Consider the following 21,646-nt stretch of genomic DNA (forward strand, 5'->3'; position numbering starts at 1 on the left):
AGTTGCCGCCGTAAGCGGCTTCCTACACCGGCAGGGGAAAGAGGAAATGCCTAACCTGACTATCAACGGACGGAGTATGTCCGTCGAGGCGGCGAACGACACGCCGCTGCTCTGGGTCATCCGCGAACAATTGCAGATGACCGGCACCAAGTTCGGCTGCGGCGCCGGCCTGTGCGGCGCCTGCACGGTTCACATCAACGGTGAAGCCGTACGATCCTGCCAGACCTCGCTCAGCGATGCCGTCGGCAAGAAAATCACCACCATCGAAGGGCTCAGCGCCAAGGGCGACCACCCGCTGCAAAAGGCATGGATCGCCGAGCAGGTTCCGCAATGCGGATATTGCCAGTCCGGCCAGATCATGCAGGCGGCCTCGCTGCTCGCCAAGAACTCCGATCCGACCAAGGAACAGGTGGTCGAACACATGGACGGCAATCTCTGCCGCTGCATGACCTATTCACGAATTCAGAAGGCGATTATGCGCGCGGCCTCCGAAATGCGCACGGCATCCACGGCCACCGATCGGAGAGCAACATGAATACGCACGTCAAACTCGACAAGGATATCGCCGCCGGCACGCCTGCCGATCTGAGTCGCCGCTCGTTTCTGGTCGGCAGTGCCACAGCCGGTCTTGCGCTCGGCTATTCCGGCGTACCCGGTCTGCTCGGCGCCGATGCGGCGTTTGCCGCGACCGGCAATTTCGACCCCAGCGTCTGGTATTCGATCGCACCCGACGGGATTGTCACGGTCACCTGCGGCAAGGCCGACATGGGCCAGCACATTGCATCGACCATGGCGCAGATCATCTGCGAGGAACTCGGCGCCAACTGGAAGGACATGCGGGTCCAGCTTGCGTCCAACGATCCGAAGTTCAACGATCCCGTGCTCGGCGCGCAAATCACCGGCGGTAGCTGGTCGACGATGATGAACTACGACGCGATGAGCCGCGCCGGCGCCGCCGGACGGATGGCATTGACCGAAGCCGCCGCCGCCTCGATGGGCGTGCCATCAGGCGAATTGGTGGTGCACGACTCCACGATCTCGCATCCGAAGTCGAAGAAATCGATGAGCTATGCCGACATCGTCAAGAGCGGAAAGGCGACCAAGACCTTCACGCCGGACGAACTCAAGGCCATCAAGCTCAAGACGCCCGACCAGTACACCATGATCGGGGTTTCGGTTCCGCAGATCGATATCCCCTCCAAGACCAACGGCACCGCCAAATACGGCATCGACGTGATGCTGCCGGGCATGGTGTACGGCAAGGTCGTGACACCGCCGGTGCGTTACGGCGCAACGGTGAAATCGGTCGATGACAGCGCGGCCAAGAAAGTGCCGGGCTTCATCAAGGCCGTCGTGCTCGATGACAAGACGGCCACCACGACCGGATGGGTGGTGGCGGTTGCCGACACCTACGCCAATGCCCGCCGCGCGGCCGATGCGTTGAAAATCGACTATGACGGCGGTCCGAACGCCAAGGTGTCGAGCGAGTCGCTATTTGCGGAAGCCAAGCGGCTTCAAGCGCTCGACGATTCCGGGCAGTTCTTCGTCAAGGAGGGCGACACCGCCGCGGCATTCGGCACCGCGGCGAAGGTGGTGGAGGCGGAATACACCACCAGCATCAACATCCATGCGCCGATGGAACCGATGAACGCCACGGCGCAATTGCAGGGCGATATCTGGCACCTCTATTCCGGCAACCAGTTCGCAACGCGCTCCGGCGCGATCGCGGCGGGTGCGGCCGGGGTCGATCCCAAATTCGTCGTGATGCATCAGATGTATCTGGGCGGCGGCTTCGGCCGGCGGCTGGACGCCGACATGATGGTGCCGGCGGTGCAGGCGGCGAAGGCCGTCGGCAAGCCGGTCAAGGTCATCTACAGCCGCGAAAACGACATGACCATGGACTTCTCGCGGCCGCTGACCTTGCAGAAGGTCAAAGCGGGCGTCGATGCCGATGGCAAATTGATCGCGTTGAACCATGACGTGGTCTCGGCGTGGCCGACTCAGCGCTGGGGAATCCCGGACTTCATGTCGCCCTCGGTCGACAAGAAGGGTGCGCTGGATGCCTTCACCGTGAACGGCGCGGACTTCTTCTATTCCGTGCCCAATCACAATGTGCGCGCGATCAAGAACGAGATGGCCCACAACGCCACCCCGTCGGGACAGTTGCGGTCGGTGGCGCCGGGCTGGACCTTCTGGGCGGTCGAAAGCATGGTCGACGAACTCGCCCATGCCGCCGGCAAGGATCCCGCGCAATACCGGATCGAGATGCTCGACGGCAAGGGCGCCAATGCCGGTGGGGCGCAACGTTTGCGCAACACCTTGCTCGCCGCGATGGGCATGTCGGGTTACGGCAGCAAGCAGCTCCCGAAGGGCGAAGGCATGGGCGTTGCCTGCGTGTCGTCGCAGGAACGGGCGACGGCAAGCTGGACCGCGTGCGTGGCCCATGTCGCGGTGTCCGATTCCGGTGAGATCAAGGTCAAGAAGCTGACCGTGGCCACCGACGTCGGCACCCAGGTGCATCCCGACAACATCCGGGCCCAGGTCGAGGGCGCGGCGTTGTGGGGACTTTCGCTCGCACTGTACGAGAAGGCGACGCTGAAGGATGGCGCGATCGAACAGACCAACTTCGATACCTACACGCCACTGCGGATGAGTCAGATGCCGGAAGTCGCCATCAGCGTGATCGCCAATGGTGAAAAAGCCACCGGTGTCGGGGAACCCGCGGTGACGGTGATCGCGCCCGCGCTCGCGAATGCGATCTTCAATGCCAGCGGCGCCCGCGTGCGCTCGCTGCCAATCACGGCCGAGGCGGTGAAGGCAGCCATGAAGGCTTAAAGCGACCGCATCGTCATCAAGATCGATCCGCCGGAAGCCCTCAGCTTCCGGCGGAACCGTTTCTGCCTCGAGGTGGAACCGTGGAACCGGATAATCGCTAAATTTTTAGACGTCGCGGCAAGCGATCGTTGATGACGCCTATTAAGCCGGAAGGAACCGGTTCCGAGGTAACCTTTGCATCGGCCAATTGCCGCGCTCAAAGGGGACCCATGTCAGCTCTAGCGAACAAGACTTCGACCAAACGCCGGTTGCTGCTGGCGTCGGATCGGAGCGATCAGAGCAGCGAACTCGCCAGCATCCTGCAATCCGTCAGCGAGGTCGACACCATCTTGACTTCGGATATTCCCGAAGTTCCCGCCCGCAACCTCTCGGGGATCGTGGTCGATATCAATTTGCGCTCCGCCGAAAGCGTGCAGCGGGTTCGCAACAAGCTGCGTGGCGAAGCCTATCGCGCCCTGCCGCGGCTGTTCGTTCTCGCCGACGCGCTTCACCACGGCTCGATGCAGGCTTGGGCGCTCGGCGCGACGGATACGATTTCGCGCCCGTTCGATGCGGAAGGGATTCTGGCGCGCATCCGCTCCTCATTCCCCGATAGCGATGGCTACGACGCGACCGATCACGGCCAGACCCTGAACAATGGTGTCGCCGCAGCCCACGTGGTGATGGTCAAGATCTTCGAGAAGCTGCCGGCCGGGGTGCCGCTGACGATGGACGACATCGTCCAGGCCGAGAACAAGATTCTCAAGGCCATCAAGCATTCCTCGCTGCGGGAGTGGCTGACCACCGTCGGCTGCCACCACACCGACAGCTACCGCCATTGCCTGTTCGTCACCGGCTTTGCCGTGGCGTTCGCGCAGCATCTCGGCATGCGCGAAGACGACCAGCGGCGGCTGGCGCGCGCGGCGTTGCTGCACGATGTCGGCAAGGCGTATATCCCCGTGGCCATTCTGGACAAGCCCGGCGTGCTCACCGTCGAGGAGATGGTCGAGATCCAGAAGCACCCGCGTCTCGGCTTCGATGCGCTGGCCGACCAGGGCGGCTTTCCACCGGAGATGCTGGACGTGATCCTGCACCATCATGAGTTTCTCGACGGCACCGGATATCCGGACGGACTGAGCGGCAACCAGATCAGCGATATCGTGCGCCTGACCACGATCGTGGATATCCATGCCGCGCTGGTGGAGAAGCGGGCCTACCGGCTGCCGTTCACCCACGCCAAAGCCTTTGAGGTGATGGAGCAGATGGGCGGCAAGCTCGACCAGCATCTGTTGCAGGCATTCCGTCCGGTGGCGCTCGGGGCTTAGCGAGCGATCCGCCGTCATTCCCTCGTCATTGCGAGCCAACGGGGCCGGCCAGAGGCCGGACCCGTTGGCTCGCAATGACGAACTAATGCGCCTTCCCCGCAGCTAACTCCGCAAACGGCGCGGCCGCATACACCACGTCGCCGCCGACCATCGTCAAAACCGATCTGATCTTGCTGATTTCGTTGACCGGTGCGGTCAGATAGTCGGCCGACAGCACCGCCAGATCGGCGAATTTGCCAGGTTCAAGCGTTCCGCGCCGGTTGTCGTCATTGGCCATGAACGCGGAATTGCGGGTGTACATCTGCAGCGCTTGCTGGCGGCTCGGGGCCTGCTCCGGTCCACGGGTCTGCACGCCGCCGATCGTCGTGCCGTCGAGATACCATTGCAGCGCAACGAATGGATTATAGGACGATACGCGGTGCGCGTCGGTGCCGCCGGCAACGGTCAATCCCATCTTCATCGCCGTTGCGATCCGCGGCATCGCCTTCGCCGCATCGACGCCGACCTCGCGCTGCAGCGCTTCGCCGCCGAAATACAGGCCGTCCTGAACGCCCCAGATCAGGCCGAGCGACTTCATCCGCTTCAGGCTGTCCTCGGAGGCGTTGTACAGATGCAGCACGGTCCATCTGAGATCGCGAACCGGGTAATCCTTCTCGATGCCTTCGACGATATCGAGCAGGTCATGCACCGTGCGGTCCGGGTTCCAGTGGATCTGGATGGTGTAGCCCCTCGATGCGGCCCAGCGCAGCAACTCTGCCAGTTTCGCCTTGCCGTCGGGCGTGATGTCGCCGTCGGTCCAGTCGGCCCACACCAGAATCTCGCCGGGTCCGTTGAAATGCAGCATGGCGTCGCCAAAGCCTTGCGGCAGCAACTGCGTCAGGTTCTGCAAATCCGCAAGTTCGCTGCCCGGCTTCGGCGCGCAGAGGTGATAGGCAATGCGTACCGAGAGCTGCTTGTCGTGCCACAGCTTGAACACCGCCTGATAGTTGGCCGGATACATGCTGACCCCGCCGCCATCGACGATGCCGGTGATGCCAAGGCTGTTCATCTCGCTGAAGAATTTCCGCGAGCCCTCGACCTGTTGCGCCAGGGTCGGCTTCGGAAGTTTGTCGAAGATCTTGCCGAGCGCATTGCCGTTGGCGATCACCACGCCGGTCGGCTGGTTGTCGCTGTTGCGCTCGAGCTTGCCGCCGGGGGTGACGTCCGCATCATCGTGGATGCCAAGCGCCTCCATCGCGTTCGGCGTCAGCAACAGCCAGTCGTAGAGATGCTGGATGTAGACCGGATGGTCCTGCGCCGCGGCCACGACCTCAGCCGCGGTCGGGCGCCGCTTCTCGGCAAACTGCTCCTCGGTCCAACCGCCCGCCACCACGATCCAGCTGCCGGGCTGTTGCGTTGTCGCGGCCTGGCTGATTCTGGCCAGCGCCTCCCGCAGCGTCGGCACGCCGACCCAGTTCACTTCCGTGCCGAAGTTCAATGCGGCGCGGATGCCGTGGATATGACCGTCGGTCAGGCCGGGAATGACGGTGCGGCCGCCGAGGTCGATCAGTCTGGCCCTGTCGCCCGCGAGCTTCTTCATCGCCGCCGAGGTGCCGGTCGCGAGTACCTGGCCGTGCGCGATCGCGAGCGCCTGCTTGGTCGAAAAATCCTTGTCGACGGTGAGTATCTTGCCGTTGAACAGGATCGTATCGGCTGACTGCGCCCAGGCGATGCTGGCCGGCCAGGCGAGACACAAGACCGCGAGCGCGAGAGATCGAGCCAATCGGTTAGTGGATATTCTTGATTGCTGGCTGATCCCCGTCATGTCCGCTCTCCCCTGATTTTCTTGATTTTGATCGCACGGGGACTTCGGGTCGCCATGGTTAGCTGCCCAACGCAAGCATGGGATGTGGCAGCCGACCAAATCTAGATGACTCTCGGGCGGGTGAACAGGCCGCCGACCGCTCGGTCTTGCTCTACAACAGGACCAAGCCGGCGTATAATGGCTCCCGGAGAGCGGAGGAAAATCCATGGATACCGCAACGACCCTCAACGGGAATGTCGACATTCCCCCGGACATTGCAGCTACCCTCGTCAATCCGGCCGCCTATGCCGATAACCGCCTTCATGAAAGCTATCGATGGCTCCGCACCAACAATCCGCTCGGGGTTGCGCGGACCGAGAATTTCGATCCGTTCTGGGTCGTCACCAAACACGCGCATATCCAGGCCATCAGCCGCCAGAACGATCTCTTCCACAATGCGGACCGCGCGACGGTCCTGACGGCACGCGCGGGCATCGAGCGCATCCGCAGGATCACCGGCGGACCGAACCTGGTGCGCTCCCTGGTTCAGATGGACGCGCCCGATCATCCGAAATACCGCGCGCTGACGCAGGGCTGGTTCATGCCCGCCAATCTCGGGAAATTCGAAGCGCGCGTCCGTCATATCGCCCGCAGCACGGTGGCGCGGATGCTGGAGAAGGACGGGCATTGCGATTTCGTCGCCGACGTGGCGCTTGGCTATCCGCTGCACGTCATCATGGAAATCCTTGGCGTTCCGGAACAGGACGAACCCAGGATGCTCAAGCTCACGCAGGAACTGTTCGGATCGCAGGACCCCGATACGGCGCGGGTCAGGGAGGCACTCTCGCCCGAGCAGTTCGCCGGCATGATGCAGTCGATCGTGAATGATTTCGGTGCCTATTTCAGGAAAATTACCGAGGAGCGGCGCAGTCATCCGCGCGACGATCTGGCCACCGTGATCGCCAACGCCAGAATCGGCGGCGAATACATGCCCGACCATGATGCGACGAGCTATTACATGATCGTCGCGACCGCGGGCCACGACACCACGTCATCGTCGACGGCCGGTGCGATCTGGGCGCTGGCCGAAAATCCGGAACAATTCGCCAAGGTCAAAGCCCATCCGGAATTGATTCCGGGTCTGGTCGATGAGGCGGTTCGCTGGATGACGCCGGTCAAGCATTTCATGCGATCGGCGACCGCGGACACCGAACTGGGCGGCCGCCGCATCGCCAAAGGTGATTGGCTGATGCTGTGTTATGCGTCCGGCAATCGCGACGAGGAGGTGTTCGAGGACCCCTTCAGCTTCCGCTGCGACCGCAAGCCGAACCGACATGTCGCTTTCGGCTACGGTGCGCATCTGTGTCTCGGACAATATCTCGCCAAGCTGGAGATGCGGATCCTGTTTGAGGAATTGCTGCCGCGGCTGAAGTCGATCGCGCTCGACGGCGAAGTGAAGATGACGCAGGCCACCTTCGTCAACGGCCCGAAGAAACTGCCCGTTCGGTTTGAGGTGAATTAAGCGCGATTCCGAAAGCGGCGGCTCAATCGAGCATCTTGCGCAATTCAGCCTTCGCCACTTTCTCCAGCGTCGAGCGCGGCATCTCGTCGACAAACCGGATCTCGCGCGGGATCTTGAAATCCGCCAGCGCGCTGCGGCAGGCGGTCATGACCGTGTCGTGCAATTCCGCAGGCGAGCCACCAACCCCGGCATGCGGAATGATGAATGCCACCGGCACCTCGTCGAGCATCGGGTGCTTCTTGGCCACCACCGCCGCCTCACGGACGCCGGGCACCACCGCGATCACCTGCTCGATTTCGGAGGCCGCGACGTTCTCGCCGCCGACCTTCAGCATGTCCTTGGCGCGATCTCCGAATTTGACGAACCCGTGTTCCAGCATCGTGATGCGGTCGCCGGTGACAAAATAGCCGTGCTCGTCAAAGCTCTCGGTGGTGGCTTTCTCGTTGTGCAGATATTCCGAAAACAGCGACAGCCCGGGCACGCCCTTGATCGAGAGATTGCCGGTGCCGCCGACCTCGGTCGGCCTGCCGTCATCGTCGGTGATGCGGATGGTATACTCCGGCGCGGCGCGGCCGATCGACATTGGGGTGTTGGGCTGATCGACCTCGCCGATGATGCCGTGGGTGATGGTCTCGGTCATGCCCCACCAGCCGATGATTTTGATGCCGAAGCGCGCGAAGACCGGTGGATCGCACACCGCGGTGCCCCACAGCCGGAATTTGTGCTGTTTCGGGATCTCGTGATCGAGCAGCGCCTTCATGCAGAACGGGATCGTCGAGGTCCAGGTGCAGCCATGTTCGAGTGCGACCGGCCAGAACCGGCTCGCGGAAAAGCGCGGCTGAATCACACAGGTCGCACCGACCCACAGGCTCGCCAGCATCGAATAGGCCAGCGCGTTGGTGTGGAACAGCGGCAGATAAGTCTGGTGCACGTCGCCCGCATGCAGATCCTGGTGCGACGCGTTGATCTTGGCGCCCCACAGCCCATTGGCGTGGGTCCACAGCACCGCTTTCGGGCGCGACGTGGTGCCCGACGTATATTGTACGCTGCAGGGGGCGGAGGGATCGGCGGCGCGCCGCGGCCGGTCGACGCTGTCGGCGAACAGCGCCTCGAAGCGATCGCCGCGCGGCGCGGCGTTGCCGGGCGCGGGATCGGCGCCGGAATCGTGCGAGATCACGGCGAGCCAGCGCAGGCTCCGGCAATGCGCCGAGATCGTCTCGGCATAGGCCGGCTGGGTAATGGCGGCGACGGCGCCGCAATGGCCGGCGAAATATTCCATCTCGGCCGGCGCCGAGCGGGTGTTGGTGGTGACGGCGATGGCGCCGAGTTCGACGCAGGCGAACCAGGCCAGCAGGGCCTCGATGCAATTATCGAGGTGGATCAGCACATACTCGCCGGGCCGGATGCCGCGCTTGACCAGGCCTGCGGCCAGCGCGCCGACCCGCTCGTGAAATTCGCCGTAACTCCAGCTTCGCGCCGGCGCGTCGAACGGCGCCCAGATCAGGAACGGATGGTCCTTGCGCGCCTGGCTCTGCATCCGCAGCAGCCACGGCACGTCCATCCCGGCAAAAGGTCCCACGACGCCCGGCGCGCGGTGTGCGTTCGACATTAATCCTCCCGCGGGCGGCCTTGGCGGTCGCCCTTATCATTATGCTTGGGAGTATCGTGCCATTGGATCGCGCGGGGGGCAAATGACGGTATCGCCGTCATCCTGAGGAGCGGCGTCTTCGCCGCGTCTCGAAGGATGGCCGCACGTGTTGCCATCCTTCGAGGCTCGCCAAGGGGCTCGCACCTCAGGATGACGGTGTCCTATCTCGCCTAATCCGCCCCGTCTTCATACGACGAAATCTCGATCAGGCTGCCGTCGGGATCGCGGCAATAGACAGAGCGCAGCGTGCCGCGGGCGCCTTGTTTCGCCACCGGGCCTTCCTCGATTGCGACGCCGCTTGCCTTGAGGTGCGCGACCACGTCCTGCGGCGTGGCGCCGGTCAGAAAACACAGATCGTCGCTGCCGGCGGCGACATGGTCCGCCGTGAACCATTCCACCGTGTCGGCGTCGCGCGGCCGCACGTTGATTTTCTGGTTGCCGAAAATCAGCGAGGTGCGCGTCGGTTTACCCTGGCCCGGGTCGAATACCCTGACCTCCATGCCCAGGATTTTCCGATACCATTCGGCGGAGCGCGCGACATCGGAGACGTTGATCACGATATGGTCGAGCGCATGGATCTTGACCGGCATGCATTATCCTTTCGTCGCGGTCCGACGCGGGTGTGCCGCACTGGCCGCACTTGGCGTTGTTTGTTACAACGCCGGCCCACGCCAGTTCAACAGCAACGAACCCTGGCTTTCCGGATTCGTGAAAACGGCAAGAAAACGCCAAGTAGACGCCAACAAAACGCAAAGAGAAAACCGAAAGGGAGAAACGGCATGGCATCACGTCGCGCGGCGATCGGTCTGGTCGCGATGGGGCTTTCGGTCTTGGCCTGGTCGACGGGTGGCGCGTCGGCGCTGGATTACCCGACCCGGCCGGTTCGCTTCGTGGTCGGATATCCGGCCGGCGGCGCCACCGATATCATCGCGCGGCTGATCGGCCAGAAACTCTCCGAGCGGATGGGCCAGCAATTCATCATCGAGAACAAGCCGGGCGCCGGCAACAATATCGGCACCGAATCGGTGGTCAACGCCGCGCCCGATGGCTACACGGTACTGCTGGTCAATCCGGCGAATTTCGTCAACGCTTCACTCTACGCCAACCTCAACTTCAATTTCATCCGCGACATCGCGCCGGTGGCGTCCTTTAACCGGGTGCCGAATGTGATGACGGTCGCGCCCGGCGTGCCGGCAAAGACGGTCGCTGAATTCATCGCCTATGTGAAGGACAATCCCGGCAAGGTGAACATGGCCTCATCCGGCAACGGCACCTCGGTGCATTTGTCCGGTGAATTGTTCATGGCGATGTCGGGCGCCCAGATGCTGCACGTGCCCTATAAGGGCGCGGCGCCCGCGATCACCGACCTGCTCGGCGATCGTGTCCAGGTGATCTTCGACAACATGCCCTCGATCATCGGACACATCAAAGGCGGAGCCTTGCGGGCGTTGGCGGTCACGACGGCGACGCGGTCTCCCGAATTGCCTGACGTGCCGACCGTCGCCGAGACCGTGCCGGGCTATGAGGCGAGTGCGTTGTTCGGCATGGGGGCGCCGAAGAAGACCCCGCCGGAGATCATCGCCAAGCTCAACCAGGCGATCAACGCGGTGCTGGCCGACCCGGAGGTCAAGAAGCGCCTGATCGAGCTCGGCGGCGACCCCTTGATCAGCACGCCGGAAGCGTTCGGCGAGATGATCGCGGCCGAGACCGAGAAATGGGAAAAGGTGGTGAAGTTCGCGGGCCTGCGCATCGATTAGCCGCGGCCGGGAACCTTCCCGAGGCGGCCTTGTTTTGATCCCGAGGCAGCAATAAATCCCAAAGGGTTGAACGTTAGGACCGATACGAACAAGGCCCACGCAGAGGAGATGACGATGCGCCGCACCATGTTGGCACTGTTTGGTTTGCTGTCGGCGAGCGCCGCGATGATGGCCGGCGCGGGTCCCGCCGCCGCGTTCGATTATCCCTATTGCATCCAGGGCAAGGACTGGGGAATTCCGGGCGATTGCTCTTACGTGAGCATGCAGTCCTGCATGGCCGCCGCCTCCGGGCGAGGGCTCTATTGCGGCGTCAATCCGCGCGTCGCGCTCGGGCGACCGCTGGAGCCGCGCTGGCATCACCGGGACCGCTATTCGGACTACGACAGCTTCTACAACGACTAAATCCGGCTCCCGCGATGATCGGTCAGGCTCTTGAGGCTGATCTGTCGCGATCGCCGTGACTGAACGGCGCGCGTCAGCGACCTCTTTCGTCAGCAGCCCCTGCAGATCGACGAAATCATCTTGGCGGCCTTGCGGTCTTCCTGGTCGACGGCCGGATCGCCGCTGCCGAGCGCGGCACCCTTGGTGGCGCCACCGGTGCCGGAAGATGACAGCGCGGTTCCCAGCGAATTGGTTCCGGGCGCGGCTGGCGAGGTACCTGCGGCACCGCCCGTCGTCGAAGACGAGTGGTGCATTCCTCCGTGGCCTCCGCCACCGCGGCCAAACGCCGCCGCCGGCAGCAGTGTCGAGAGAATGACGCAACCGATTGCCAGGATCCTTGTGTTCATGGCCGGTCCTCCATTTGACGTTCCAACTGATCGAAGCCGGCCAGGTTCCCAGCCGCCCACGTCACGCTTCTGTAATTTAGGCCGCGGCCGGCTTGGCCTTGGAGAACGCCACCCCCTTGGCCTCGGTGCCGACCGCCGTCAGCACCGCGATCACGATCGCAACCGTGCCGGCGACGATGGCCAGCGCCAGGCCGTAATTGCCGCCGAAATAGGTGGCAATGCCGGCCTGCAGCGTCGCGTTGACCGACGCCAGCAGATTGCCGAGCTGGTAGACGAAGCCGGGAAACGTCGCGCGGGCATTGTCCGGCGACAATTCGTTGAGATGGACGGGAATCACGCCCCAGGCGCCCTGCACCGTGAATTGCATCAGGAAGGCGCCGATCGCGAGCATCACGGGGCTATCCGAAAACGCCCATAGCGGGATCACCGGCAAGGTCAGCAGCGCCGAGATGATGATGCAGCGGCGCCGGCCGAACCGTTCCGACAGCGTGCCGAACAGGATCCCGCCGATGATCGCGCCGATATTGTAGACCACGGCGATGATGCTGACGACGTGCGGCGAGAAGCCGTGTTGCACCTGGAGGAAGGTCGGGTAGATGTCCTGCGTGCCGTGGCTGAAGAAATTGAACGCGGTCATCAGCACGACGGCGTAGATGCCGAGCCGCCAATGCGATTTCAGCACCGCGAGCGTGCCGCCGCGTTCGACCGCGACTTCCTTGCTCCAGCTCGGCGATTCCGGCACGTTGCGCCGGATGTAAAGCACCAGCAGTGCCGGGATCACGCCGACCATGAACATGCCGCGCCATCCGATATAGGGGAACAGCACGCCATAGACGATCGACGCCATGAAATATCCGGTCGGGTAACCCGATTGCAGCAGGCCCGAAACGAACCCGCGGGCATGCGGGGGAATGGTTTCCATCGTCAGCGAGGCGCCGACGCCCCATTCGCCACCCATCGCGACGCCGTACAACGCGCGCAGAATGATCAGCACCGTCAGGCTTGGCGCGAAGCCCGACGCGAATTCGAGCACCGAGTACAAGAGGATGTCGACCATCAAGGTCGGCCGGCGGCCCCAGCGATCGGCGGCGCGGCCGAAAATGAACGCGCCGACCGGGCGCATGGCCAATGTCAGCAGGATGGCCAGCGTGACGTTTGAAATATCGGTGTGGAACTCGGTGGCGATGTCCTTCAGCACGAACACCAGCAGGAAGAAGTCGAACGCGTCCAGCGACCATCCAAGAAAGCTCGCCGCGACGACATGCTTTTGTTCGCTGGTCCAGCCCGTCAATGCTGCAATCGCCATATCAAGCGCTCCAAACGCTGTGAGACGCAGTAATGTCTCACAGAATATGACGGGTGAATAGCGGGCCTGATCGCGACAGGCGTTCTCGCTGCCCTGCAGCGACAGATGCTCACCGGCGCGGTAAAACCCGCTTGGGCTCAGCCCGGCTTCTTGGTGCAGACGGTGAGGATTCCCGCGGTCCTGGTGCATTGCCATGGGCCGTTCAGCATCACGCTGGCAAACGGCCTTGGCCGGGTCAATTCGACCGACGCAAATGCCGCGGCGCCGACAAGGGCCAGCATGGCAATGGCGAGGAGGGTCGCTTTACGGGTCCGCGAACTGTTCATCGGCTTCACCTCTCATGGCGGTGCGCCGAGAATAAGAACGGGCGATTCATTGTTATGTGAACGATATCACGATTTCATGATCTTGATCGTATCGGGCCGCATCGGGTGGTGAAATTGTGATTGGATCGTGAAAGGCCGTGTTCATCAGCGCAGCCGCAGCGTCGGCTTTGGAGATGGACGCTTCCAACCGGGCGCTGCTAGTCTCATGCTCCCAATGGTTCTAATACCGATGCTTCCAATAAAGCCGTTTGTAAAACAGGGTTGGTGCGTTTGAACGACCTCACAGGATCGCATGGAATTCCGCCACGCTGGACATCGAGCGCCAAGAGCGCGGTAGGCACCGCTGCGCGCGCGGAAAGCCGGGTCTGGTTCACGATCAGCCACGGCATCCTCAACGAGATCTACGCGCCGCGGCTTGATAGCGCCTGCATCCGGGATTTCGGATTCATCGTCACCGCGCGCGGCTATTTTTCGGAAGAGAAGCGCGACACCCATCAAACGGTCGAGATGATCGAAGACGGCGTTCCCGCGTTTCGGCTGGTCAACACCGCGATCGACGGCCGCTACCGGATTTCCAAGACGGTGTTCTCCGATCCGCTGCGCGAGGTGGTGTTGCAGCAGATCCATTTCGAAGCGCTGGCGGGGTCGCTCTCCGATTATCAGGTTCATGCCATCGTTGCCCCGCATCTGGTCAACGCCGGTGCCGACAACACCGGCTGGTACGGCAATTTCAAGGGACAGCCGATGTTGTTCGCCGAGGGCAGGGGGACCTCGCTCGCGGTGGCATCCTCGGTGCCTTGGCTGGCGCGTTCGGCGGGCTATGTCGGAATTTCCGATGGCTGGCACAGCCTCTCGCAAGGCGAGGGCTTGCGAGAGGAATTGCAGCGCGCCGAAAATGGCAACGTCGCCCTTTCAGGCACGCTCGATCTTGCGGCATCCGGCGGGCACGCCGTGCTTGCGATCGGCTTCGGCATGCTGCCGGAGGAAGCCGGATTGCGCGCGCAGCTCAGCGTGCAACAGCCGCTGGCGCCTGTGCTCGAACATTATTGCGAGGGCTGGCGGCAAAGGCAGGCCGATTTGCTGCCGCTCGATGACATCGGCGATCCGCAGCGGTTGGGCAAGGGACTAAACCGGTACCGCGTCAGCACGGCGGTGCTGGCCACGCATCGCGATGAGGCCTCGGGCGCCATTATCGCCAGCCTGTCGATTCCCTGGGGCTATGCCAAAGGCGATGACGATCTTGGCGGCTATCATCTGGTCTGGCCGCGCGACCTGGTCGAAACCGCGGGTGGTCTGTTGGCTGCGGGCGCCACGGCGTCGGCGAAGTCCGTGCTCGATTATTTGGTCGCGATCCAGGAAGCGGACGGGCATTGGTCGCAAAACTCGTGGCTCGACGGCCGCCCCTATTGGGGCGGCATCCAGATCGACGAGACCGGCTTTCCGATCCTGCTGTATGACATGCTGCTGCGCGCGGGTGCTATCCCGCCGGCGGATCGCGTCCGCTACACCAGCATGATCCGCGGCGCCGCGGGCTATATGGTACGCAACGGGCCCGCGACCCAGCAGGATCGCTGGGAAGAGGACGGCGGCTATTCCGCCTTTACCATTGCGGTCGAAATCTCGGCGCTGCTCGCCGCGGCCGAGGCGATGGCGGCCGCCGGCGAAAGCGCGATTGCGAAATACCTGACCGAAACCGCCGATAGCTGGAACGAACAGATCGACGATTGGGCCTATGCGCGGGACACCGAAATCTCGCGCAAGCTCGGCGTCGACGGCTATTACATGCGCATCGGTTATGCCTCCGGCGACGCCCATGCGCGGTCGCATGGGCTGATCCCGATCAAGAACCGGGCGAACGGCAATGAAGCGATCGAAGCCGGGCTCCTGATCAGCCCCGACGCGCTGGCGCTGGTGCGATTTGGCCTGCGCGCCGCCGCCGATCCGCGCATTCTCAATACGGTGAAAGCCATCGATGCGCTGCTGCGGCGCGAACTGCCGACGGGCTCCTACTGGTATCGCTACAATAACGACGGCTATGGCGAGCACGACGACGGCGCGCCGTTCGATGGCGTGGGCGTTGGCCGGTTGTGGCCGCTGCTGACCGGCGAGCGCGCGCATTATGAGATCGCCGCCGGCCGCCCCGACGAGGCGCGGCGGCTGCTCGCGGCCCTGGAGGCCTCCGCCAGTTCCGGCGGCCTGATCCCGGAGCAGATCTGGGACGGCGAGGATATCCCGGGGCGGGAATTGTTTCTCGGCCGGCCTTCCGGCAGCGCGATGCCACTGGTGTGGGCGCACGCCGAACACATCAAGCTGCTGCGCTCGCTGCGCGATAATGCGGTGTTCGACATGCCGCCGCAGACGTTCAACCGCTATATCAAGAACACGCCGCCACCGGCGCACTTGATCTGGCAACTCACCGCAACGATCGATGGCATCGCGCCCGGCCGCGTGCTGCGGCTGGAATTCCCCGACGAGGCCCGGGTCCATTGGTCGACCGACAACTGGACCACGATGGCCGACAGCCCGACGGTCGCGACCGGCCTTGGGATTCATGTCCTAGATCTGCCGACCGAACCTCTGGCCGCCGGAAGCGTTGTTCGCTTTACGATGTTCTGGCCCGGGCAAAACCGCTGGCAAGGCGCCGATTTCGAGGTCGCGGTTGCTAGAGCATGATCCGGAAAAGTGGATACCGGTTTTCCCTCGGGACAAACGCAAAACGTTTGCCCGGAGATCATGCTCAAATAAATAGATAGAGCGGGATAAGTCATCCCGCTCTAGGACGGCCTGATGCCAGGTTGGCGCACGCTTGACCGGATGGATTGAACAGATGAGCAACAATCGGAACATAAAATTGCTGCTGGCGGATGTCGACGGCACGCTGGTGACCCAGGACAAGACGCTGACCGAGCAGGCGGTGGCCGCGGCGCGCGAATTGCGCGAGGCGGGTATTACGCTGGCACTGACCAGCGGCCGCCCGCCGCGCGGCATGAGCATGCTGATCGCGCCGCTCAAGCTCGAAGGCGCGATCGCGGGGTTTAACGGCGGCGTGTTCGTCAATCCCGATTTGTCGGTGATCGAAAGCCATCTGCTCGATGCGGCGGTCGCCCGCGAGACCCTGCAACTGATCCTCGATCAGGGCCTCGACGTCTGGCTCTACACCGAAACCGAATGGCTGATCCGCGACGCCAAGGCGCCGCACGTGGCGCGCGAGGCGTGGACGGTGAAATTCGACGCCAGGGTCGTGAGCGAATTCACGGCGGCGGATCTGAAAGACGCGGTCAAGATCGTCGGCGTCTCCGATGACCTCGATAAGGTCGCGTCGTGCGAGAAACTGGCGCAGCAAAAACTGGGCGAGCGGGCCAGCGCCGCGCGCTCGCAGCCTTATTATCTCGATGTCACCCACCCCAACGCCAACAAGGGCGCGGTGGTGCTGACGCTGGCCAGACTGGATAATATTTCTCCAGAGGAGATCGCGACCATCGGCGACATGCCCAATGACGTCCTGATGTTCCGCAAAAGCGGTTTCTCGATCGCCATGGGTAACGCCAGCGACGAGGTCAAGTCGCAGGCATCAGCGGTGACCGACAGCAATCAGGACGAAGGCTTCGCCAAGGCGGTGCGAAAATTCATTCTGAAGGCCGGTTAAGCGAGATTTCCGCGGGGACCGATCGCAGGCGATCCTGACAAATCCTGTTCGCGGCCGGTCCGGGATGCTACCAAGCGAACCATGTCAGACGTCGCCGCTCCCCGCTCATCCACCAGATTTCTGCCGCGCATCGAATCCCTGCGCGGCGTCGCAGCGCTTACCGTGGTCGGCTATCACGTCGCGCCGGTGATGTCGGCGAGCGCGCCGGATGGCTGGATCGACCGTGTCGTCTACGATGTCTTTTCTGCTGCCGCCAATGGCACCGGCGCCGTGGTGGCCTTCTTCGTCATCAGCGGCTTTGTGCTGGCGCGCTCGCTGGACGCCAACCCCGATCCGTTTCGGTTTGTCCGCAACCGGGTCTTTCGGCTGTTTCCAGCCGCGGTTGCCATCGTCGCTCTGTTGGCGTTGCTGCACTGGAAGTTCGGAATTTACGTCGGCAACGAAGGGGATTTCGCGCCCGGCAATTTGATCCTCAACATGCTGATGATCAAATCCGACATCAATGTGCCGATGTGGTCGATGACGGTCGAATGCGCGGCGACGCCGTTGATCCTGGCCAGCGTGTGGCTGTTCAAGAACCGCGGCGAAGGGACGCTATGGGCGTTGATCGCGGTGCTGTTCGTGCTTTCGTTCTTCGGCCAATATGTGCATCTGCTCGGAGGCTTCACCAATTTGACGCCGATGCACGCCTTCGTCGTCGGTTGCCTGGTTCATTTTCGCGGCGAGCGCGTGGCGTCGGCGATCGGTCGGAACTGGACGACGCCGGTCGCGGCGCTGTCCGTGATAGTGTTCTGCATTTGCGGATCGAGACACCAGTCGGCGATCGTCGCGCTGCTGGAGTGCCTCGCCGCGGCGACCTTCGTCATATTGGTGGTCTGGCAACCGGCGGCGCCGCTGTTCAGGCTTCTCGACACCAGGTTGGCGAGGTTCTTCGGTGCGATTTCCTACAGCTTCTATCTGCTGCATCTGTTGGGCGTCAGCTTCGCCATCCGGCTTCTGCATCCGTTCGAACTGTATGCCGCGGGAATGCCGGTGTCTGTCGTCACGGTACTCACCACCCTGGTGGCGATCCTGCTGACGGCGCCGGCCGCCTGGCTATCGTGGCGTTTGATTGAAGTGCGGGCGATCGAATGGGGCAAGCGCCTCAACGGGCAAGCCGCGCCGGCATCGGAACCTGTTCAATCCGCACGGTAGATCGCGTCGCGCCGCCCCGGGTCGGGCTATGCGCGTCAGCTCAAGCGTCCGGGCATTCAAAAAAGCCCGGACGCGTTGACTGATCGGAAATCGAGGCTCAGTAACCGCAGCCGCCGCAACGCGGCCGCACCGGCGCGTAGTAGCTGTAGCCGGGGGACACCATCTCGACATGCTGCTGCGTTGCGTATTGCGGCGGCACTTCTTCGTAGGCAACGCCTTCGGGCGCGACCATCACGGTCTTCGGGACCATCACGGTCTGATATTGCGCCGGCGTGCGGTGGGCGATCGTGCGGCCGGGAGACACCATCACGGTCTGCTCGACGGCGCGGTATTGCGGGCGAACGTACTGTTCCTGATAGCAGGTGCCGCACGGCTGCGGCGGCACGTAGCAGCTATAGCAGCCGGCAAAAGCGGCGGTCGGGATCGCGGCGGCGACGAGGGTGGTGGCGATAAGCGCGGCAATAACGCGGGACATGAATATACCTGCTGGCTCGAGTGGGCTTCGAGGCTGCTACGCAGCCCCGCTGCGGTAATCATCTAACCCGAGGCGTGCACGCGTCAACTTGAGTCGGCTGTTTACCTTGACGAACATCGCTAACGGGCGTTGACGCGACACCCTCGTATCGTCGCGAGTGCGTTAACCCGCGCGGGGCGCATTTTTGCCGGATGGCCGCAAAACTGAATCGGATGTTAACGATTCGCGTCCTAGTTTAGCGTGTTACCACACATTGCCCGGACGGCGCCCTCGGCGCCGCGCACTGGACGGATCCCGATGTCAAAGCTGCTCAACCTGTTTTCGAACCGCTCGATCGCGGCGAAGCTCGCCGCCCTGACCACTGTCGGCGCCATCTGCATGGCGCTGGTCGCGACCTCCGTGCTGCTGGTTGCGCGCAACCAGTTGATATCGGAGCGCACCGAGAAGGCGCAGGCGATCGTCGACGCGGTCTGGCAGATCGCCGACGGCTTTCAGCAGGCGGCTGCCGCGGGCAAGATGACCGAGGAGGAAGCCAAGACGCGGTTCTACGCGGTCGCCAGTTCGCTCTGGTACGAAGGGCACACCAATTACGTCTTCATCTACGACACCGAGACCGGCATCTGCGTCGCCAATCCCGGCGTTCCGACTTTGTTCGGCAAGGACATGCGCCCGATCAAGGATGCCAACGGGCTGCCCTTTGCCTCCATGCTGATCGATATCGCGCGCCAGGGCGGGGCCGGCTCCAGCATTCGCTATACGTTCCTGCGCAGCAGCACCGATCCGACGCCGCTCGACAAGGTTGCATGGGGGCGGGGTTTCGCACCGTGGCATCTGATGATCGGAACCGCGCAGTACATATCGGCGATCGATACCTCGTTCTGGTCGATGGTGCGGACCGCTTCGGTCGTCATTGCGCTCTTGATGCTGCTGTCGATCGCGATCGCCTGGGCGATCACGCGCAGTGTCGTCAAGCCGCTGACCGGCCTTCGGGATCGCATGGCCTCGCTGAGCGCAGGCGAACTCGATGCGCCCGTCGCCGATGCGGATCGGTCCGACGAGATCGGTCAGATGGCGCGCACGGTCGGCGTGTTCCGCGACGCCATGATCGAAACCAATCGGTTGCGCGAGGAGCAAATGGCGGTCGAGAGCCGCCAGGCGCAGCAGCGCAAGACCGATATGAATCAACTCGCCAACCAGTTCGAGAGCGAGGTCGGCGAGATCATCACGCTGGTGTCGTCGGCGGCGAACCAGCTCGAAGCATCGGCCGGTACCCTGAGCAAAACCGCCGATACCGTTCAAAAAGTCAGCCATCGCGCCGCCAACGCGTCGAGTGATGCGTCCGCGAGCGTGCACTCGGTGGCCGCGGCGAGCGAGGAACTGGCGTCGTCGGTGGTCGAAATCAGCCGCCAGGTCGACGCCTCCGCGCGCATTGCCAGCGAGGCGGTCGAACAGGCGCAAAAGACCGATGCACGCATCAGCCAGTTGTCGCAGGCGGCGGCAAGGATCGGCGATGTGGTCGATCTCATCAAGACCATCGCGGGGCAAACCAATCTCTTGGCGCTCAATGCGACCATCGAGGCGGCCCGCGCCGGCGAGGCCGGCCGCGGCTTTGCCGTGGTCGCCGCCGAGGTGAAGACGCTGGCCGAGCAGACCGCGAAAGCCACCGGCGAGATCGGTCAGCAAATCGCCGATATCCAGTCGGCGACCGCGGATTCCGTGGTCGCGATCAAGGAAATCGGGGCGACCATCGGCCGGATCTCGGAAATCTCCTCGACGATCGCATCGGCCGTCGAAGAACAGGGCGCCGCCACCCAGGAAATCTCACGCAACGTGCAGCGCGCCGCGGAAGGCACCTCGCAAGGGGCTGCCGATCTCACCGACGTTCAGCGCGGGGTTTCCGAAACCGGTGCGGCGTCATCGCAGGTACTCTCCGCCGCGCAGTCGCTCTCAAAGGAGAGCAGCCGGCTGAAGCGTGAAGTCGGCAAGTTCATGGACACCGTCCGCGCCGCATGAGGCGCGACGGCGCGTCGTTGCGGTCCCACACAAAAAAGCCGCCCCGGGTTACGGGGCGGCTTTAGTGTTATGGATGGGGCGAATTTCAGGTCTGATAATTGACCAGCAAGGCGCTGAGTGAACTCTGCGCTGCCGCCGTGCCGGCCGCGCCGTAGCCGGAGCTCGACGACTGAGCATCCTGCAGCAGTTTCAAAAAGTCCTGAAGCACATTGCTCGTCGAGCTGTCGCTGCTCGAGGACGAGCTGTCGGTCGATGACGAACTGCTGGTCGAAGAGGAAGAACTCGCTTCAGAGAGCAGGTCGCTGATGGAAAACCCGGTGCCGGTCGAGGACGAGCCGTCCGCCGACGACGCTCCGCCGGAAGGCGGAGGGCCGGGCGGCGGTCCGCCCGCGCCACCGGGGCCGCCTTGACCGCCCTGGCCGCCAGCGAATGTGTTGGCGAAAAGGTTTTGCAGTTCGGTCGCCTGGTCGCTGGTCAATGCACCGCTGGAAACCTGGGCCGAGATCAGATCGTCGATCTTGGATTTGATGTCGCCCGGTCCGGAGCTGCTGTCGCTGGTCGAACTGGAGCTGTCGCTGGACGAAGAGGATTGCTGGCCGGCGGAAAGCGAGCTGTTGATGCTGGTCAGCGCGGACGACAGCGCCGTCGCATCGCTTGAGCTTACCGTGCCGGCCGACACTTCCGATTGGAGTTCGGACTGAAGTAATTGAAGAGGGCTGTATGAATTAGATCCAACACCCGAGATCGACGTCATTAGGTGGCTCCCAGTCCGCCAGAAAAGATGAACTGGTTGTAATGTGGTATGGTTAATCAGTTCTTGATCGCGTGTTGCATATTTGTTTCTCGATATGTCTACAGCCGCTGCCGACACGTTAGCTAACATATCCAGCATATTCAGCGTCATCCTGAGAGGATGTGAAGCTAACTCAGCCGTCATCCTGAGGTGCGAGCTCTTGCGAGCCTCGAAGGATGGCTACAAGCACAGAGTTGAACACCATCCTTCGAGGCGCGCCAAAGATGGCGCGCACCTCAGGATGACGATGGTGTGC

The 21,646-nt window shown here is 63.1% G+C and carries 18 protein-coding genes; 10 read left to right on the forward strand and 8 right to left on the reverse strand.

Annotation, left to right across the window (positions count from 1 at the left end):
- Nucleotides 1-46: 46 nt before the first annotated feature.
- The 3 genes from GSQ88_RS12815 (at nt 47) to GSQ88_RS12825 (ending at nt 4,139) form a co-directional block, all read left to right on the forward strand.
- Complete coding sequence (locus GSQ88_RS12815; RefSeq protein ID WP_159008122.1) at nt 47-535, forward strand: (2Fe-2S)-binding protein; 489 nt, start codon at nt 47-49, stop codon at nt 533-535.
- A complete protein-coding gene (locus tag GSQ88_RS12820; RefSeq protein ID WP_159008123.1) occupies nt 532-2,835 on the forward strand; it encodes a xanthine dehydrogenase family protein molybdopterin-binding subunit in 2,304 nt (767 codons plus the stop codon). Before GSQ88_RS12815 ends, GSQ88_RS12820 begins: the two co-directional genes overlap by 4 nt.
- Before the next feature lie 209 nt (nt 2,836-3,044).
- Nucleotides 3,045-4,139: an HD-GYP domain-containing protein gene (locus GSQ88_RS12825; protein ID WP_159008124.1), complete on the forward strand. Its 1,095-nt coding sequence runs from the start codon at nt 3,045-3,047 to the stop codon at nt 4,137-4,139.
- An 82-nt stretch (nt 4,140-4,221) separates the two neighbouring features.
- Here the strand turns inward: GSQ88_RS12825 and GSQ88_RS12830 are convergent, their stop codons facing one another.
- Complete coding sequence (locus tag GSQ88_RS12830; protein ID WP_246735260.1) at nt 4,222-5,901, reverse strand: amidohydrolase; 1,680 nt, start codon at nt 5,899-5,901, stop codon at nt 4,222-4,224.
- Nucleotides 5,902-6,148: 247 nt separating this feature from the next.
- Between GSQ88_RS12830 and GSQ88_RS12835 the strand changes: the two genes are divergently transcribed.
- Nucleotides 6,149-7,444 carry a cytochrome P450 gene (locus GSQ88_RS12835; protein ID WP_159008126.1) on the forward strand — a complete coding sequence of 432 codons (1,296 nt, stop codon included), beginning with the start codon at nt 6,149-6,151 and terminating at the stop codon, nt 7,442-7,444.
- 22 nt (nt 7,445-7,466) lie between these two features.
- Here GSQ88_RS12835 and GSQ88_RS12840 read toward each other — a convergent pair whose 3' ends face one another.
- The gene (locus GSQ88_RS12840; protein ID WP_159008127.1) at nt 7,467-9,053 is read right to left on the reverse strand and encodes an AMP-binding protein; all 1,587 of its coding nucleotides are present in this window, start codon (nt 9,051-9,053) and stop codon (nt 7,467-7,469) included.
- 209 nt (nt 9,054-9,262) lie between these two features.
- A complete protein-coding gene (locus GSQ88_RS12845) occupies nt 9,263-9,682 on the reverse strand; it encodes a VOC family protein (protein WP_159008128.1) in 420 nt (139 codons plus the stop codon).
- A gap of 189 nt (nt 9,683-9,871) precedes the next feature.
- On the opposite strand from GSQ88_RS12845, the gene GSQ88_RS12850 reads away from it, so the two are divergent.
- Nucleotides 9,872-10,849: a Bug family tripartite tricarboxylate transporter substrate binding protein gene (locus GSQ88_RS12850; protein WP_159008129.1), complete on the forward strand. Its 978-nt coding sequence runs from the start codon at nt 9,872-9,874 to the stop codon at nt 10,847-10,849.
- 114 nt (nt 10,850-10,963) lie between these two features.
- Nucleotides 10,964-11,251, forward strand: a complete 288-nt coding sequence (locus GSQ88_RS12855; RefSeq protein WP_159008130.1) for a DUF3551 domain-containing protein — start codon at nt 10,964-10,966, stop codon at nt 11,249-11,251.
- 89 nt (nt 11,252-11,340) lie between these two features.
- On the opposite strand, the gene GSQ88_RS12860 is transcribed toward GSQ88_RS12855, so the two are convergent.
- The 3 genes from GSQ88_RS12860 to GSQ88_RS12870 all read right to left on the reverse strand — a co-directional run bounded on the left by GSQ88_RS12860 (nt 11,341) and on the right by GSQ88_RS12870 (nt 13,269).
- Entirely contained in the window at nt 11,341-11,637 is a 297-nt protein-coding gene (locus GSQ88_RS12860) for a hypothetical protein (RefSeq protein WP_159008131.1), read from the reverse strand.
- A gap of 76 nt (nt 11,638-11,713) precedes the next feature.
- Nucleotides 11,714-12,943, reverse strand: coding sequence for an MFS transporter (locus GSQ88_RS12865; protein ID WP_159008132.1), 1,230 nt, complete (start codon nt 12,941-12,943; stop codon nt 11,714-11,716).
- 137 nt (nt 12,944-13,080) lie between these two features.
- Nucleotides 13,081-13,269 (reverse strand): hypothetical protein, encoded by a 189-nt coding sequence (locus tag GSQ88_RS12870; RefSeq protein ID WP_159008133.1) that lies wholly within the window; start codon nt 13,267-13,269, stop codon nt 13,081-13,083.
- Nucleotides 13,270-13,533: 264 nt separating this feature from the next.
- On the opposite strand from GSQ88_RS12870, the gene GSQ88_RS12875 reads away from it, so the two are divergent.
- The 3 genes from GSQ88_RS12875 to GSQ88_RS12885 all read left to right on the forward strand — a co-directional run bounded on the left by GSQ88_RS12875 (nt 13,534) and on the right by GSQ88_RS12885 (nt 18,109).
- Nucleotides 13,534-15,942: a glucan 1,4-alpha-glucosidase gene (locus GSQ88_RS12875; RefSeq protein WP_502706727.1), complete on the forward strand. Its 2,409-nt coding sequence runs from the start codon at nt 13,534-13,536 to the stop codon at nt 15,940-15,942.
- Nucleotides 15,943-16,096: 154 nt separating this feature from the next.
- Nucleotides 16,097-16,915 (forward strand): Cof-type HAD-IIB family hydrolase, encoded by an 819-nt coding sequence (locus tag GSQ88_RS12880; RefSeq protein ID WP_159008135.1) that lies wholly within the window; start codon nt 16,097-16,099, stop codon nt 16,913-16,915.
- An 81-nt stretch (nt 16,916-16,996) separates the two neighbouring features.
- Nucleotides 16,997-18,109 (forward strand): acyltransferase family protein, encoded by a 1,113-nt coding sequence (locus tag GSQ88_RS12885; RefSeq protein ID WP_159008136.1) that lies wholly within the window; start codon nt 16,997-16,999, stop codon nt 18,107-18,109.
- A 97-nt stretch (nt 18,110-18,206) separates the two neighbouring features.
- Here the strand turns inward: GSQ88_RS12885 and GSQ88_RS12890 are convergent, their stop codons facing one another.
- Nucleotides 18,207-18,584 carry a hypothetical protein gene (locus tag GSQ88_RS12890; protein WP_159008137.1) on the reverse strand — a complete coding sequence of 126 codons (378 nt, stop codon included), beginning with the start codon at nt 18,582-18,584 and terminating at the stop codon, nt 18,207-18,209.
- A gap of 297 nt (nt 18,585-18,881) precedes the next feature.
- Between GSQ88_RS12890 and GSQ88_RS12895 the strand changes: the two genes are divergently transcribed.
- The gene (locus GSQ88_RS12895) at nt 18,882-20,597 is read left to right on the forward strand and encodes a methyl-accepting chemotaxis protein (protein ID WP_159008138.1); all 1,716 of its coding nucleotides are present in this window, start codon (nt 18,882-18,884) and stop codon (nt 20,595-20,597) included.
- A gap of 85 nt (nt 20,598-20,682) precedes the next feature.
- On the opposite strand, the gene GSQ88_RS12900 is transcribed toward GSQ88_RS12895, so the two are convergent.
- Complete coding sequence (locus GSQ88_RS12900; protein ID WP_159008265.1) at nt 20,683-21,351, reverse strand: hypothetical protein; 669 nt, start codon at nt 21,349-21,351, stop codon at nt 20,683-20,685.
- Between the last annotated feature and the right edge of the window lie 295 nt (nt 21,352-21,646).

Origin of the sequence: Bradyrhizobium sp. S69 (assembly GCF_009766005.1) — a bacterium.
Taxonomy (GTDB): Bacteria; Pseudomonadota; Alphaproteobacteria; order Rhizobiales; family Xanthobacteraceae; genus Bradyrhizobium.